The organism is Tessaracoccus sp. SD287 (genome assembly GCF_017355265.1).
GTDB lineage: Bacteria > Actinomycetota > Actinomycetes > Propionibacteriales > Propionibacteriaceae > Aestuariimicrobium.
In genome coordinates this window covers 1-15,428 of sequence record NZ_JADIJQ010000047.1, presented here as the reverse complement: position 1 = coordinate 15,428, position 15,428 = coordinate 1, and the positions used below count along the sequence as shown (strand labels likewise).

The window sequence follows — 15,428 nt, the reverse complement described above, 5'->3', positions numbered from 1 at the left end:
CACAGCGGCACCCACGAGCCTCCCGACCGTCTCGTCCACGCCACTGCCCACTGACCCCGCCCAGGACGCTGCCCCGCCCGCGGCGATGCGACGCCCCTCAGCACTGCCCAACACCGGTGGCTAGGATCAGATCCATGAACACCACCCTGTCCCGCGCTGACCTGGCCCGCTACGTCGACCACACCCTGCTGAAGACCGACGCCACCAGCGAGCAGGTCTCGGCACTGCTGGCCGAGGCCCGCGAGCTGGGCACCTACTCCATCTGCGTCTCGCCCAACATGCTGCCCATCACCGATGATCGCGGCGACGTCCTGATCGCCACCGTCTGTGGTTTCCCCTCGGGCAAGCACACCGCCGCCATCAAGGCCGCCGAGGCCGCCGAAGCGGTCGCCAACGGCGCCCACGAGGTCGACATGGTGATCGACATCGGTCTGCTCAAGGCCGGCAACCCCCAGGGCGTGCAGGACGAGATCGCCGCTGTGCGGGCCGCGGTCCCCGCCCCGACCGTGCTCAAGGTGATCATCGAGTCCGCTGCCCTGACCGACGACGAGATCGTTGCCGCCTGCCGGGCCAGTGAGGCAGCGGGCGCCGACTTCGTGAAGACCTCCACCGGTTTCCACGGCAACGGTGGCGCCACCGAACACGCCGTGGCGCTGATGGCGCAGACCGTCGGCGGACGACTGGGCATCAAGGCCTCCGGCGGCATCCGTGACCACGCGGCCGCGACCGCCATGATCGCCGCCGGGGCCACCCGACTGGGCCTGTCCGGTACCCGTGCGGTGCTCGACGGGGTGGAGTCGACCGACTCCTACTGAGTCCTGGCTCACCGGAACGTCAACACACAAGTACCCAGGAGCACGAGACCTGTCATATGACAGGGCGTGTGCTCCTGGGTACTTGTGTGTTGACGAGTTCGCATGTGTTGACGGGTTCGCGGCGGGTCAGCGCCCGGTCAACAACCACTCGGCCGCGTTGACCAGGAATCGCTGGTGGTCCGGGGAGGAATAGGACCGGGCGTCGTGGCCCATCCCGTCGTAGACAGCCCGCCCCTTCGCCCAGGCCATGACCTCGTCGACCCCGTCGTGGTGGTGCTGCAGCAGCGGGGTCACGCCCTGGTCCAGCACCAGGTGCGAGTAGCGCTCGTCGGTGACCGCAACCCCGGCCAGCCCGGCCAGCACCGGATGCTGCTCGGCGCCCGGGACGATGGTGAAGCCGACCTCGTCCAGCGGCGGATGGAACGAATGGCCCCCCACCCAGCGTCCGCCCAGGGTCGAGTCCCAGGCGGCCCAGTCGTGGAAGGTGTTGGCGGCGGTGTGCAGGCCGAGCACCACCCCCCCGGCGTCCAGCCAGTCAGTGGCGTGGGCGAAGGCAGGCAGCCACTGCTCGGCTGCTGCCCGCAGCGCACCCTCGCCGCGTCCACAATTGACCACCAGCAGGTCGACCTCGTCCAGTGATCCCAGCGCGGCCGGGGTCGAGTCCAGCACCTCGACGTCGTGCCCGGCGCCCCGCAGCACCGCGGCCGCAGCAGCCGAGGTCTCGGCGAACGGATGCCAAGGGTCGTCGTAGGGCGCGACCCCGGACAGCACTCGAACACGACTCATGGCGCTGCCTCAGATCCCGGTGCGGTGGAAGTTCAGGTGCGACCGGCTCGCGGTCGGGCCGCGCTGGCCCTGGTAGCGCGACTTGTTGACCTGGCTGCCGTAGGGATTGTCCGCCGGTGAACTGAGCTGGAAGAAGCAGAGCTGCCCGATCTTCATGCCCGGGTAGAGGATGATCGGCAGCGTCGCCACGTTCGACAGCTCCAGGGTCACGTGGCCGGTGAAACCCGGGTCGATGAAGCCGGCGGTGGAATGGGTCAGCAGCCCCAGCCGACCCAGCGACGACTTGCCCTCAAGCCGCGCGGCGATGTCGTCGGGCAGGCTGACCGATTCATAGGTGGCGCCCAGCACGAACTCGCCGGGGTGCAGCACGAACGGCTCGTCACCCTCGGGCTCGACCAGTCGGGTCAGTTCGGGCTGGTCGGCGGCCGGATCGATGACCGGGTACTTGTGGTTCTCGAAGACGCGGAAGAACCGGTCCAGGCGCACGTCGACGCTGGAGGGCTGCACCATCTCGGCGCTCCACGGGTCCAGGGCCACGCGCCCCGCCTCGACCTGGGCAAGGATGTCGCGATCGGAGAGCAGCATGATGCCTAGGCTAGTGCTCAGAACGCGGGCTTGCGGCGCACCGTCAGGCTGCGGTCACCGAAGGAGACCACCTGCCCCTCGCGGACCCGGACCTGGACGCCGGGCTGGCAGGGCTCCAGCTCGCCGCGCAGGTTCACCACGGCCGTGCCGTTGGTCGAGCCGGTGTCGCTGACCCAGATGCCGCGGGCGTCGGTGCCGACCTGCAGATGGTTCTTGGAGACGGCGTGACCGCCCTCCCCCGCACTCACCAGGGTGGCGTCCGCGCGTCCCACCGGCTGGGTGGGTTTGCGTCCGATGACGACCAGTCCGGTGACGTCGAGCTGGCGCCCGTCGTCCAGGACGACGAACCAGCCCTCGTTGCCCGCACGGACCCGGCTGGTGGGGCGCGGCGCCAGATGGGTGCCGGCCTCCTGGTCGTCGGGGGTGACGCGGCGTGCCCGCACCTGGGTCTCGCCCAGGTCGGGGTTCGGGATGACCGGCTCCTGCCCGGACGCGACGGGGGCGGCGTGGCGGCCGGTGGGCGGTGCCACGGCAGCGTCGATCGAGCCGGGAGCGGTCGGCGGACGCCATCCCGAGCTCGTCGGGGTGCCGTACTGCTGCGGGGACGGGGCGCCGGTCTGGTCCTGGTGTGACGGCGGGACGAATGGCTGCCCGCCCCCGAAGACGGCCGCCTGGCGAGCGATTTCGGCGGGGTCCGGGGCTGATCCGGGCGAGGAGGTCGAGGAGCCGTCGAAAGCCCGGGCGACCAGGTGCGGCGGCAGGGCCACCGTCGTGGAGGGGGTCTTGCGGGGCGCGGTGATGGACCGCCCAGTGGTGGTGGTCCTGGCCTGTTGCCGGGCTCGGATGGCCACCGCCTTGCCGGCCTTGTCGTGCCAGCCCTGGTGGCGTGGGTCGATGATCAGGAAGATCACCAGGAAGACGCCACCGACGATGGTGGCCAGCAGGGCCGCGAAGACCAGCTGTCTCAGGAAGTAGCGCCACCAGCCGATGGGGCGTCCGTCATGGATGCCGACCAACTGCAGCCGCATCACCGCGAACCCGACGCCCTGTCCCCGGGTGCCGTAGCCCCACCACAGCAGCAGTCCCCAGCCCAGCTGCAGCAGGCCGATGCCCAGGGTGACCACCAGCATCACGCTGTCGGACTCGATGCGCGGCCCCAGGGCCCACAGCAGACTGCCCAGCAGCGCCGGCACGGAGGCGTCGATCAGCCAGCCCACCAGCCGTGCAAACAAGGGGGCCACCTGGACACCCTTCGGCATGTTGCTCGCCATGACCACCTTCCTGTGCCCGGGGGCTGCTTCCCGCAGAACACTAGGCCATCTGCGGTTCGCCGCTCAGCGGTACCTGCGGAATGAGCGCACCGACAGCCGGGAGGTCGCCCAGCGTCGCCAGCCCACCGATTTGCGGACCCCCTTCTGTGCCTGCTTCATGGTGGCCCAGTAGGTGCTGGCACGGTCCTCGGCGACCTGGTCGGGGCTGAACACCATGGCGTCGGCACGCTTGGCGAGGTTGATGGGGTCGGCCTCGGTGATCATCTGCGGGAAGGCGAGGACCATCATCTCGGCCTGTTCGGAACGGGTGGCGGTCGGCGTCGGGCTGCGGCCCAGGTCACGGGAGGTGTCGACCAGTTCGGACCAGGCACCGGCCACCCGGTTGGCGACCACCGGGGCGTTCCTGCGGTGGTTGCGTCGCCGGGCCTTCAGGCCCAGGATCAGCACCACGGGACCGACCAGGGTGAGCAGCGGCACACCGGTGATGGCGGCCAGGGTTCCCACCCGACGCCAGTCGATGGCGGGCGGCAGCAGCGGGCGCTCACCGGTGTTGGCCGGCAGGTTGTTGTCGTTGGGCAACTTCTCGGGACGCTTCGGTGGCGGCGGTGGGTTGTCGATGTGCGGACGCGGCTTCGGCGGGGACTGGTTCTGCTTGTCGGTCAGCACCCGGTCGTGGTCGGGTGTCGGGTTGAACCGCACCCAGCCCAGCTCGTTGAGGTAGAGCTCCGGCCACGCCCGCACGTCTCGGCCACGGACTTCCCCCGACCCGCCCTCGGGCAGTTGGTAACCGTGGACGACCCGCGCGGGGATGCTCAACGACCGGGCCATCAGGGCCATGGTGACGGCGTACTGCTCCTCGTCGCCGACCATCTCGAGGGGGTTCACCAGCAGGGAGCGCAGCCGGTCGGAGCTGTGACCAGACAGTGAGGGTGTCTGCTGGTCGGTGCCATTGGAGTACCACCCGGTGCGCAGCATCTCGACCAGCTTCAGGGCTGCCTCACCCTTGGTGGTGGCACCCTCGGTCCAGGTCAGGGACTGCTCGCGCAGCAGGTCGGGGATGCCGTCCGGGTCGCTGAGCGGGTAGGAGCCGGCATTGACGGCAGCGATCTGTTCGGCGGTGGGCGCCACGGGCACGACCACGTCCATCGAGTACTGGTCGCCGGGCTGCAGCCCGGCGGTGGTCAGCGCGGTGCCGGAACCGCGGTTGTAGTAGAAGGTGTCGGACAGCAGCACCGCCCGGGGGCCACCGAAGGCGACCGCGGTGGTCTGGCCGACGGTCGGCACCCACACCCCGGACTGGGCGGTGATGGTGACCGTGACCTGCGCCTCGGTGCCCGGTGGGACGGGTGCGATACGTGACCCCACGCGGGTGAAGGCGGGCCCGGCCACCGGTGAGCCGGAGTTGGTGACGTTGTAGGTCAGGCCGTTGTAGGTGTCCATGGTGGCGAGCCGGACGACGGCACCCGAGGGCGCGCCCGCGATCGTGAACATCACCTGGTCGGCGTGCAGCGAGTGGGAGCCGCGGAACTGCTGCAGGGGCGAGGCGTACTGCCGCAGGTCCAGCGGCGGGGCGACCAGGGTGCGGGCAGAGAACCGGGGCTGCTCGGTGCCCAGGCCGGTGGCGAGCAGCGAGGTGGCGCCGGCGGTCAGCAGCAGCACGACGGCGCCGATGAGCACGGTGACGGGGTGGGTGCGGCGACGGTGGCGGACCAGGGTCTCGCGCAGCACGCGGTGGCGGTGGCTGGTCCACCACAGCACGACGGCCACCGTCACGATCGAGACCCCGATCGGCCAGCGGGTGGTCTGGGTGCCGAGTCCCCAGGCGACGACGAATGCGGCGGCGCCGGGCAGCCAGGCCAGTGACGGCCGTGCCGAGCGCAGGCTGATGCTGGCCGACAGCGTTCCGACCAGCATGGCCAGCAGCAGCGGTACGGTCAGCAGGTTCCAGGTCTCACCGATGGGCGGCTCCAGGGTGAGCATGCCCTTCCACGCCGTGACCGGGCCGACGGCCAGGCCGCGCAGCGTGCGCAGGGTGGGCACCACGGCGTACTGCAGGGAACTGGGCATCGCCAGCACGCCGCCGAGGACGAACCAGACCCCCACCAGGGCGAGACTGACGGCGCCAGGCCCGAGGCGCCACCTCCAGCCCAGCCAGCCGACCAGCATGCCGAGCAGACCACCGCCCAGCACGGTGACCCACAGCCAGCCGGTGCCGTAGCTGGGGTCGAAGCCGATGACGAGCAGGGCCAGCAGCACCAGCACTGCGGCGCCGTCGAGTCCCAGCCAGGCCCACCTCGCTCCCCCGCGGGTGCGGGTGAAGGGGCTGCGGTTGTCGACCTGCCGTTCGGGCAGGACGCGTCGAGGGGCGTCGGGGGCAAGCGATCGCATCCGGCGGGTGGTGGCCTGGTTCGGGTGACTCATCGCATGGCCTGCCGCATGGCCCGGGCCAGCTCGCCCAGGGCGGGTACCCGGGCCAGGGTGACATTCGAGACGGTGCGCACCGACAGCGGTGCCGCCGGGTCGACCATCACGGCGATCACGCGGGTGTCGACGTCGAAGTTGGCGGCGGCGCGCCGGACCCGTTCGAGGCCGGCGGTCGATCCGGTCGTCAGGATCACGATCGAGGCCGTCGGTTCGCGTCGCATCACTGCCGTGACCAGGTCGAACAAGCTGCCGCGGGGGTGGTCCTCGACGCGGCACAACTCGTCGAGTGCTCGCAGCGCGCTGACGGCGGGCAGCACGTCGATGGTGGTCATCAGGGCCAGCGGGTTCTCCTCGCGCAGGCACTGGACGGCGACCGAACCAATGACGCTGACGGCGATCTCGAACTCCTCGTCGTCCAGGTAGCTGCTCGCAGCGGTGTCCAGGGCCAGGGCGACCCGTGACTGTCGGGTCTCCTCGAACTGGCGCACCATCAGGTCACCGGTGCGGGCCGAGGACCGCCAGTGGATGTGGCGCCGGTCGTCGCCGGGCACGTACTCGCGCAGGGCGTGGAAGCTCATGTCGCTGACGGTGAGGTGGTGGGAGGCGTGGCCCTCGAGGTCGTGGATGAAGCCGGTCTGGCGTCCGGGCAGGTTGACGGTGCGGGGATGGACGAACAGCTCGGTCATCGCGGTCCAGTCGGTCGGACGACCGGACAGGCCGAAGGGGTCACCCTGCACCGACCGGGCCGGGCCGACGGGGACCACGCCGCGGCGGCGGGTCGGGATCTCGAACTCCTCCCCGTGCCACGCCCCAGCCGGCATCGACGGGATGGCGAAGCTGGCGGACTCCTGCCCGACCGGCAGGTCGAGTCGGGACGGCAGGGTGCGACGGGCGGCGGTGTTGCGCACGCCCAGCCGTCCGGCGGCCCGCTCGCCGACCACCACGCGGGTCTCGCGCAGCTCCAGGCTGACCAGGTAGCGGGGACGCCCCAGGGTGAAGGCCAGCGCCACCACCACCAGAAGGAACACCATCACCGCGATGTGGAGCAGTTCGACCCAGTGCAGCACCAGGAACCCCGTCAGGCACAGCACCGCCACGGCGAGGGCCACCCAGCCGGCGACGCTGAGGCCCACCGCGGCGTGCACCTTGCCCAGAACCTGGCGCAGACGCCGCCGGGGGTCCTCGACCGGGGGCGGAGGTTGCCACTGGGGTGGTCCCCAGTCGACGGCAGGCTGTTCGGGGGGTGCGGCGAGGGTCGTCATGCAGAGGCACGCTCGGTCGGCGGCTGCACGGTGCCGATGACGCGGGCCATCACGTCAACCTGGGTGACGCCGTTGAACTCGGATTCGGCATCGATGATGATGCGGTGGGCCAGGCAGGGCACGGCCAGCATCTTGATGTCGTCGGGCACGACGAAGTGGCGTCCCTGGGAGGCCGCCCACACCCTCGAGGTGCGCACCAGCGCCAGGGCTCCTCGGATGGAGACGCCCAGGGCGACGTCCTCGGTCACCCGGGTGGCCTCGACCAGCCGGGCAATGTAGTCCAGCACCGACGGCTCGATGTGCACCGAGGAGGCCAGCTGGCTCATCTCGGAGACGGCCTGGCTGGTGATCACCGCCGGCAGCGAAGCCGACCGTGGCCGGGTGCCTCCGGTCGACAGAATGCGCAGGGTGGCCTCACGGTCGGGGTAGCCCAGGGTGGTCTTCATCAGGAACCGGTCAAGCTGGGCCTCGGGCAGCTTGTAGGTGCCCGCCTGCTCGATCGGGTTCTGGGTGGCGATCACCATGAAGGGCTGGCCCACCGAGTAGGACTTCCCGTCGACGGTGACCCGGTTCTCCTCCATGACCTCCAGCAGTGAGGACTGCGTCTTCGGCGAGGCACGGTTGATCTCGTCGGCCAGGACGACCGAGGCGAAGATCGGGCCCTGGTGGAACTCGAACTGGCCGGTCTTCTGGTCGTAGATGGTGACCCCGGTGACGTCGGAGGGCAACAGGTCGGGCGTGAACTGGATGCGCGAGGAGGTGCCCTCGACGCTCTGCGCGAGCGCCCGGGCCAGGGTCGTCTTGCCTGTTCCCGGGTAGTCCTCCAACAACAGGTGGCCCTCGGCGACCAGGCAGGTGACCGCGAGCCGGATGGCCTCGGTCTTGCCGATGATCACCCGCTCGACGTTGCGCACCACATTGGCGAACGTGTCGGAGAACCAGTGCACCTGGTCGGGGGTGATGGCCATGGGGTGTCCTTCGTGATCGCTGCTGGATGGAGGGGGGAACAGATGCCGGCTAGCCGCCGACGGTGGTGTTCAACTCGATGGGGGCGCTGAGCAGGCTCGCCCTGCAACTGATGTTCACCGGGTACGGGCCGGGGGCGGGCGCCGGGGTCGCGTCGGCGTCGGCGTGGGCCACGTCGAAGGAGCCATTGTCGTCCAGCTTCTGGCTGATGGCCCGGAACGGGGCACCCACGTCACACCGCAGGCTGTCGCCGATGCGGGAGGAGTGCACGGTGAGGGTACGGGTACCGGCGGTGAAGCTGACCCGCAGCGGTGGGGTCACCGTGATCGAGGAACTCGACGACGTGCCGTGGTCCTTGCTCACTGCTCGCACCAGCACGGTGCGGTTCACCCCGCCGGTGGTCACCACCACGTCACCGAAGACGCCGTCGCGGTAGCTCTTGACCTCCGGAACAGTGGTCCAGGCGCTGTCGCCCACCTTGTACTGGAGGGTGACGTCGTCCTGGTCGTTGCCCTGCAGGAAGGTCCGCGGGAAGACCCAGGTGATCACCCGCTTGGCACCGTCCCCGCTCCTCGGTCCGCCCTGCTGGTTCCAGTCCGGCGCCGAGGGCGTGCCGACCGTCCTGACCGTGTTCGTCCGGCCCCACTGGGACCCCTTGGTCCGGTTCCACGCCTTGAGCTCGACGAAGTAGTCGTTGCCGTTGGGGAAGGTTCCCGGAATCTGCTCACCGACCTTGATGTTCTTGTACTCCCTGCCCATGGCGCGACCGTTCTGATAGACCCGGACGTCGTAATGGGTGATCTGGGGCTGGCTGGGGTCGCCCCAGGCCAGGGTGAGCGAAGCGTCCCCGGCGCGGATGTTGGCCCCCACCGGTGTGTTCGGCGCGCCGTAGGCGCTGGTGGGGTCCGACTTGGCGGACTCGACGCCGGGGTCGGGTCCGCGGTTGTGGGCGACCACCGTGAACTGGTACTCGACGTCGTTCTCGGCATTGGACCAGGTGTAGGACAGGGCGTTGTCGGCCGAGATCTCACCAATGCGCACCTTCTTGCCGTTGTCGACCCGGGTCGCGAAGATCTCGTAGCGCAGGATCTTGTCCTTCTTCACCGGGGCCGCTGACCAGTTGATGGTGATGAACTTGCCGGCCCCGACGCCGGCATCGGCGGCCACCACGTTGGTGGCGGGTTCCGGCGGGCCGGTCGGGTGCTCCGGGGTCGAGGCCACCGATTCGGTCTGCGACCAGCCGACCACGTTCTTGGCGGCCACGGTGAAGGTGTAGTCCTGGTCGTTGGTCAGCCCCTTCCAGTCCAGGGTCGTCCGCGGCGCCTGGACGATGATCGGCGCGTCGGTGCCACCGCTGGCCATGGTGACCCGGTACTCGGTGATCGGGCTGCCCCGGCTCACCCCGGTGGGCCAGCTGATGGTGAGCTGACCGTTGCCGAAACGCACCTTGGGCTGGCCGACCACCTCGGGGATGACGTCCGGCTTCGACGGCGCCGACTCGGGCGAGGTGGCGCTGCCCAGTTCGTTGGTCTGGGTGACGGCGAACCAGTAGTTCTTGCCATTGGCCAGCCCGTCGATGGTGCAGGTGTTGGACGTGCATTCCACCGACTTCGAGGTGCCGCCCGGCTCGGCGCGGGTGACGCGCAAGGTACGGCTGAGGATCGGCAGCCCGTTGGCGGCACCGTCGGTCCACTGCAGGGTCACGTAGCCGTCGCCTGCCTTGACCTCGCGCGGCACCCCGGGCGGGCCGGGTTCGGCCCGAACGGTCAGCACGATCCGGCCGGTGGAGTGCCGGTTGGGGTCCAAGGTGGCGTCGGCAATGGTGTACTCGACGGTCATGTCCCCGACGTAGCCCTTGGGTGGGGTGACCACCACCGACTGCCCGTCCACCGTGGCGCTGCCCGTGCCCAGGGCACGGGCGCTGACCAGTCTCAGCGCGGTGTTGTTGAGCAGGTTCGACTTGTCGTTGGCGAGCACCTGGACGCTGCGCGGGCTGCCGGCGTTGGCGTCGGGCACCAGGTCGGTGACAGCGGTGGGCAGCGGCCGGGTGGAGGCCACCACCTTGATGGTCATCGAGACCGGGCGGTCGTTGCCGTGGATGTCGAGGACCCGCCCGGACAGGACCACCGCCGAGCCGGGCGTCGCGTCCACGCTGGCACTGGCGTAGACCAGGTTCTGCTGGTCGCCGACGGCCCGCCAGGCCAGGTTCGCCTGGCCGTTGGTCTTGGTCCAGCGTTCGAAGCGGAACTCGTCACCATTGGGGTCGCGGAAGAAGGTGCGCAGGTCGATGCGCGTCTCGCCCTCGTCGGGCCCGACCTCCAGCACCGGCTGGGCGCCAATGAGTTCGGGCGGCAACTGCAGCAGCTTCTTCTTCGCGTCCGGGTCGTCGGTGACGTTGGGCGCGGGCTTGACCGTGATCGGCACCGAGATGTAGGCGCTGCGGGCGGTCTTGTCCCCGTCGGGCACCACGTCGGTGACCTCGAAGACGACCGCCGCGGGCCCCTCGTACTCGATGGCGGGGGTCCACTCCAGCTTCTGCGGCGACGGGATCATGGTGCCGGTCGTGGAGTAGACACGGTCGGCCGAGACCAGCTTCACCGGGCGCCCGTTGGTGCCGGCGACCAGGTGGTTGAGGTCGAGGACGGTGCGCTCCCCGGCGGTCACGGTGATCGGGGTGGTGTCCTTCAGGGTCGGACGGAGGTCGTTGCGGCCCGGCAACGTGATGACGGCCGTCGAGGTGCCGCCATCGGCGTCGGTGATCCGGTACTGCACCTGCTGGGAGATGTCGAGCACCTTGATCCGCACGGACTGGGTCGCGTCGACAACGCTCACGTCGGCGGCCGGGATCGGTAGCGTGACGCGCAGGTCGGTGCCCGGCGCATCCAGGTCGTAGTCGTTGGTGAGCACCGCGATGTCGACGTACTCCTTGTCGACCACCATCTGCGGCGCCACCAGGTCATCAACGGCCACCGGCGGCAGCGGCGGGGCCGAGGGGTCGACGATGACGGTGATGTTGCCGTGGCCGGGGGTGTTGGCCGAGTCGCGGACGTAGTACTTGCCGACGTGGGTGCCGGCCTCGCTGGGTGCGGTGAAGCGAATCGAGTTGCCGTTGACGATCTCGGTGGCGACGTCGAGGTCAATGGCGTCCGCGTCGATGAACCCTATGTTGTCGCCGTCCATGTCGACGTCGTTGCCCAACAGCGGCAGGGTGACGGTGGCGCCGGGCTTGACCCGGATGACGTCGTCGCCGGTGGTCGGCGGGTTGTTGCCCCCGATCTGTGGGGCGATGCCGACCCTGATCTCACCGGTGGCGGTGGCACCGTGCGAGTCGACCACCAGGTAGCGGAACACGTCGGTGCCCTGGGACGTGGGGAAGGCCTGGTAGGCCAGGTACTTCTCGCCCACCTGGGTCACCCGGCCCAGGTGCGGGCCGCCACCCAGGCCGACCAGGCGCACCGGGTCGCCGTTGGGGTCGATGCCATCCATCGGGATCAGGATGCGGGTGGTGGTGCCCTGCAGCACCCGGGCCTCGACCATGCGCGGGGTGGGTGCCTCGTTCTGCGCGTCGGGCGAGACGATGGTGATGTTGACCACCGACGAGGCGGTGCGTCCATCGGTGTCGGCGACCTCGTAGGTCACCGACATCGATGCCGACGCGGTGCCGCTGGGCACCGAGACCCGGATCTTGTCCCCATCGATCCAGACCCTGTCCTTGGCCCCCTCGACGATGCGCTTGACGGACAGGTCGAGGCCGATCGGCGAACTGTCGTTGTCGAGGACCGGCACGGTGACGATGCTGCCGGCCCTGGCCTTGACCTCGTCCACCGTGGCCTGCGGCACCTGCGACCCGGCGCTCTGGGTGGGCACCACGACGATGGTGCCCGGCGAGGTGGTGGTGCCGTCCGAGATCCAGTAGGTGATGGTGAGCGGACGATCAGGGGTGCGGTGGGCGCTGATCGTCAGCAGGTGACGGTTCTGCATCTCGACCTTGAGCTCGCTGGGAGCGTCGAAGGACTGGATGACCAGCACGTCACCATCGGCGTCGTAGTCGTTGGCCAGGGGGTCGACCAGCACACTGCCGCCCGGCGGCAGCAGCACCACGTCGCGGGCGGCCACCGGCTTGTTGTTCTGCTTGGAGACGCCCCGGACGTCCACGCGGATCAGCCCCGTCGAGACGGGTCCGTTCGAGACGGTGTAGACGAGGTAGTAGATGCCGGGCGCCGCGGCGGTGAAGGTGATGGTGTTCTCGTTGTAGTTCGGCAGCAGCGTCACCGCGTCCTGCCCGGTCCCCTCGAGGGCGACCTCCCGCAGGGTCAGGTTGACCCCCTGGTCATTGGTCAGCGGGTCGAGGACCAGGTCCGTACCGACCGTGGCGTTGTAGAAGTCGCCGTTGGCGATGGGCGGGGCGACGCGTCCCTTGACCACGTCGACGGTCAGTTCCCCCGTGGTGGTCGCCCGCCCGTCCGAGACGGTGAGGATGACCTTCTTGGTGCCGGTGGTCTTGCCGACGTCCTGGAAGTGCAGGGTGCCGTCGGCGGTGAACGTGACCTCGTCCTCGCCACCCTCCAGGGTGGCGTCCAGCAGCAGCAGGTCGTCACCGTCGGGGTCGCGCCAGTCGAGCAGCACCCTCTTGCTGCCCTTCTGCAGTTGGGCGATGGTCAGCTTCTCCTCGGGGCGCAGGTGGAACGGGGGCTGGTTCGAGGAGCCCTGGTCGGCCGGCAGGACGGTGATGCGCCCGCGGGCGGTCGCCGACTTCCCGCGCCCGTCGGCGATCGAGTAGCTGAAGTCGATGGCCCCGCTGTGCCCCTCGGGGATGGTCACCTGCAGGCCGGAACCGCCGTTGACGAGTTGGAAGGTCGGCCCACCGGCCACGGTGGGGGGCCCCAGGACGGTGAGCAGGTCACCGTCGGGGTCGTAGTCGTTGTCGAGCACCGTCAGGATGGTCGACCGTCCCTCGCGCGCCGCCAGGGCCATGTCGTCACGGGCCACCGGGGCCTGGTTGGGGCCCTTGCGATCCGGATTGATGACCTGGGTGTCGGGATTCTCGTTGTCGGCGTCCTGGTCGTCGACGGGCGTCACGGCTGCCCAGTCGGTGATCAGCTTCATTCCGTCGTCAACCAGCCAGACGTAGCCGCTGTTGGCATCGTTGAGGACGACGGCGCCGCGGTTGGTGGCGAAGCGCAGGTCGGCCCCTGCGGGCACCTGCGGGATGTCGAGCAGCACGGGGTCGGCACCCTTGCAGCGCTTGGCGAAGCGGTTGCCGAACGCCCCGTAGACGCAGTCGCCGAGGACCAGCGGCTCGATCGCCGGAGCGTTGATCAGACCCGACAGTGACCGCGGGCCGTCCTTGGTGACCGCGATCAGGCCGGCGGCGGTGGCGTAGATGGCCTGGGCTCCGTCGATTCCCCCGGCGGCGGTGGCGCTGGGGGCGGGCAGCAGCGCGGTGGAGCCGCCGTCGACGTCCCAGATCTTCTCCTGCCCCTCGACCCAGATGCGCTGGGTGGTGCGGTCGAGGACCACGGCGCGGTTGCCCACCGCGCTGAGCAGCACCGCACCGGCATTGGTGGGGTCGACGTTGAGCGGGACCGGCGTGGTCTGCAGTTGCCCGGCGCTGATCCGGACCAGGCTCGAGGTGGCGACGTTGAGCCCGATCACCTCGCCGCTGGCGGTGGCGATGGCCAGTCCGCCGTCCCCGACCTCCAGTTGGGCCGGGGCGAGTTGGAAGTCGGTGCGCAGCATGTCGGCGACGGGGCCGAACCAGGCGCGTCCATTGGTCGGGTTGGCCACCACCATCACGCCCCCACCGACGGACACGGTGGCGGAGTTGGGCAGGTTCGCGGGTGAACCCATCTGGTTGGTCGCCGGGTCGTAGGACGAGATCTGGTTGGGGGTCGACGACTTCACCAGCACCTGGTCGGCGTCCTGGATGACCTCGTACTCCTGCGCGCCGACCAGCGCCGCGTTGGCGAGTTCCTCCGAGGGCATGTTGAGGTTGCCGACCAAGGACGTGGACTGGCGCACCACATAGACCGACGCTTCGTTCAGGTGCAGGTCAGCGACTCGGAAGCCGGGGTTGAGGACGGCGGCGATGGCCAGCCCGATGACCAGCAGGCCGACCAGGATCATCGACCAGAACCGTCGCAGGAAACGGCTCAACGCCCGGAAGGCCTTCGCCTCGCGCACGGACGACAGCCCAGCGTGGCGCCGGTCTCGCGACATCTGGGTCCCCCTGCAAATGCTTGGTTTCTCGGTCGTGGACGGGTTGGTGGGGCCTCGGGTCAGGCCTGGCCCACCTCCAGGGTGACCCCGTCGCCCAGGTCGATGACGGCCCCGACCTCCACGGTGATTGTTTCACCCTGGTTCAACCGCACCGATTCCTCACCGGGGTGGCGGACCAGGGTGCCGTTGGTGGAGTTGTCGGTCACCTCAATGTGCCAGTCCCGCGGCTCGACGAAGAGGTGGCTGCGGCTGATGTCGAGGCTGGGGCTGGGGACCCGCAGAGTCTGGGTCTGCGGCGGATGACCGTCCGCCGAGGGTGCCCGGCCGATGACGACCGGCGCGTCCAGGTCGATGGCCTCACCGGTTGAGGCCCGCAACACGGCCAGCACCGGACGATTCATCAGCCGCGGGTTGTTCGCATCAACCGGCGCCGGGCACAGCCGACAACGCTGGCTGCCGGGCGGGTTGGCGTGGCCGGCGGCGCACATCGAGGCCAGGATCAGGTTCGAGTCGTCCTGTCGCTGCTGCTGCGACGGCTTGTGGGTCGCCGCAATGCCGGTCATGAAGACGGTGCCGCCATCGGTCTCGTCCTCGGCGGGCGGGGCCCCGGTCGCCCACGGGTTGGCCGACGGCTGCGGTTGGGGCGGCTGGGGTGCCGGGTCCGGTCCGCGCTGGTAGGCCGGGTTGTTCATGGCGTACGGATTCTGGTGCGAGGGCGGCTGCGCGGCATACGGGTTCGGACCCTGCTGGCCACCGTGGCCCGGACCCTGTGGGGGTTGCTGGGGGTTGCGCCCGAACAGTCCGCCGGGCATGGCGTACGGGTTTCTGGGGGCCGGCGGCTGCTGCTGACCCTGGGGGACTCCGTACTGACTCGGCTGGCCGGGCTGCTGGCCCTGGGGTCCGCCGTACTGGCCGGGCTGCTGGCCCTGAGGACCGCCGTACTGGCCCGGCTGGGGCTGGCCGTACTGTCCTGCGCCCTGTGGCGGGTAGCCCTGGGGTTGGCCCTGCTGACTGGGAAAACTCGGAGCCGAGGAGTGCGAGGCCGGCGGCGGGGCCGTCGGCTGGAACTGCGGACCCGAGGGCTGGAACTGCGGACCCGA

General features: G+C 69.9%; 9 protein-coding genes. 1 reads left to right on the top strand and 8 read right to left on the bottom strand.

The annotated features are described in order from the left end of the window. Positions 1-134: 134 nt before the first annotated feature. The gene (gene deoC / locus IPV09_RS13345) at positions 135-815 is read left to right on the top strand and encodes a deoxyribose-phosphate aldolase (protein WP_207475757.1); all 681 of its coding nucleotides are present in this window, start codon (positions 135-137) and stop codon (positions 813-815) included. Positions 816-941: 126 nt separating this feature from the next. Here the strand turns inward: deoC and IPV09_RS13340 are convergent, their stop codons facing one another. The 8 genes from IPV09_RS13340 to IPV09_RS13305 form a co-directional block, all read right to left on the bottom strand. Beyond that, the gene (locus IPV09_RS13340) at positions 942-1,601 is read right to left on the bottom strand and encodes a ThuA domain-containing protein (protein WP_207475756.1); all 660 of its coding nucleotides are present in this window, start codon (positions 1,599-1,601) and stop codon (positions 942-944) included. Positions 1,602-1,610: 9 nt separating this feature from the next. Continuing rightward, entirely contained in the window at positions 1,611-2,186 is a 576-nt protein-coding gene (gene dcd, locus IPV09_RS13335) for a dCTP deaminase (protein ID WP_207475755.1), read from the bottom strand. 17 nt (positions 2,187-2,203) lie between these two features. Then, positions 2,204-3,457 (bottom strand): RDD family protein, encoded by a 1,254-nt coding sequence (locus tag IPV09_RS13330; protein WP_207475754.1) that lies wholly within the window; start codon positions 3,455-3,457, stop codon positions 2,204-2,206. Between the two features lie 63 nt (positions 3,458-3,520). Then, positions 3,521-5,878 (bottom strand): transglutaminase domain-containing protein, encoded by a 2,358-nt coding sequence (locus IPV09_RS13325; RefSeq protein WP_207475753.1) that lies wholly within the window; start codon positions 5,876-5,878, stop codon positions 3,521-3,523. Continuing rightward, positions 5,875-7,143, bottom strand: a complete 1,269-nt coding sequence (locus IPV09_RS13320) for a DUF58 domain-containing protein (RefSeq protein WP_207475752.1) — start codon at positions 7,141-7,143, stop codon at positions 5,875-5,877. The genes IPV09_RS13325 and IPV09_RS13320 overlap by 4 nt, the downstream gene beginning before the upstream one ends. Beyond that, complete coding sequence (locus tag IPV09_RS13315; RefSeq protein WP_207475751.1) at positions 7,140-8,111, bottom strand: MoxR family ATPase; 972 nt, start codon at positions 8,109-8,111, stop codon at positions 7,140-7,142. Before IPV09_RS13315 ends, IPV09_RS13320 begins: the two co-directional genes overlap by 4 nt. 49 nt (positions 8,112-8,160) lie before the next feature. After that, entirely contained in the window at positions 8,161-14,292 is a 6,132-nt protein-coding gene (locus IPV09_RS13310) for a fibronectin type III domain-containing protein (RefSeq protein WP_207475750.1), read from the bottom strand. Positions 14,293-14,387: 95 nt separating this feature from the next. Continuing rightward, a partial coding sequence (locus tag IPV09_RS13305) for an FHA domain-containing protein (RefSeq protein ID WP_207475749.1) occupies positions 14,388-15,428 on the bottom strand: 1,041 nt, incomplete at its 5' end.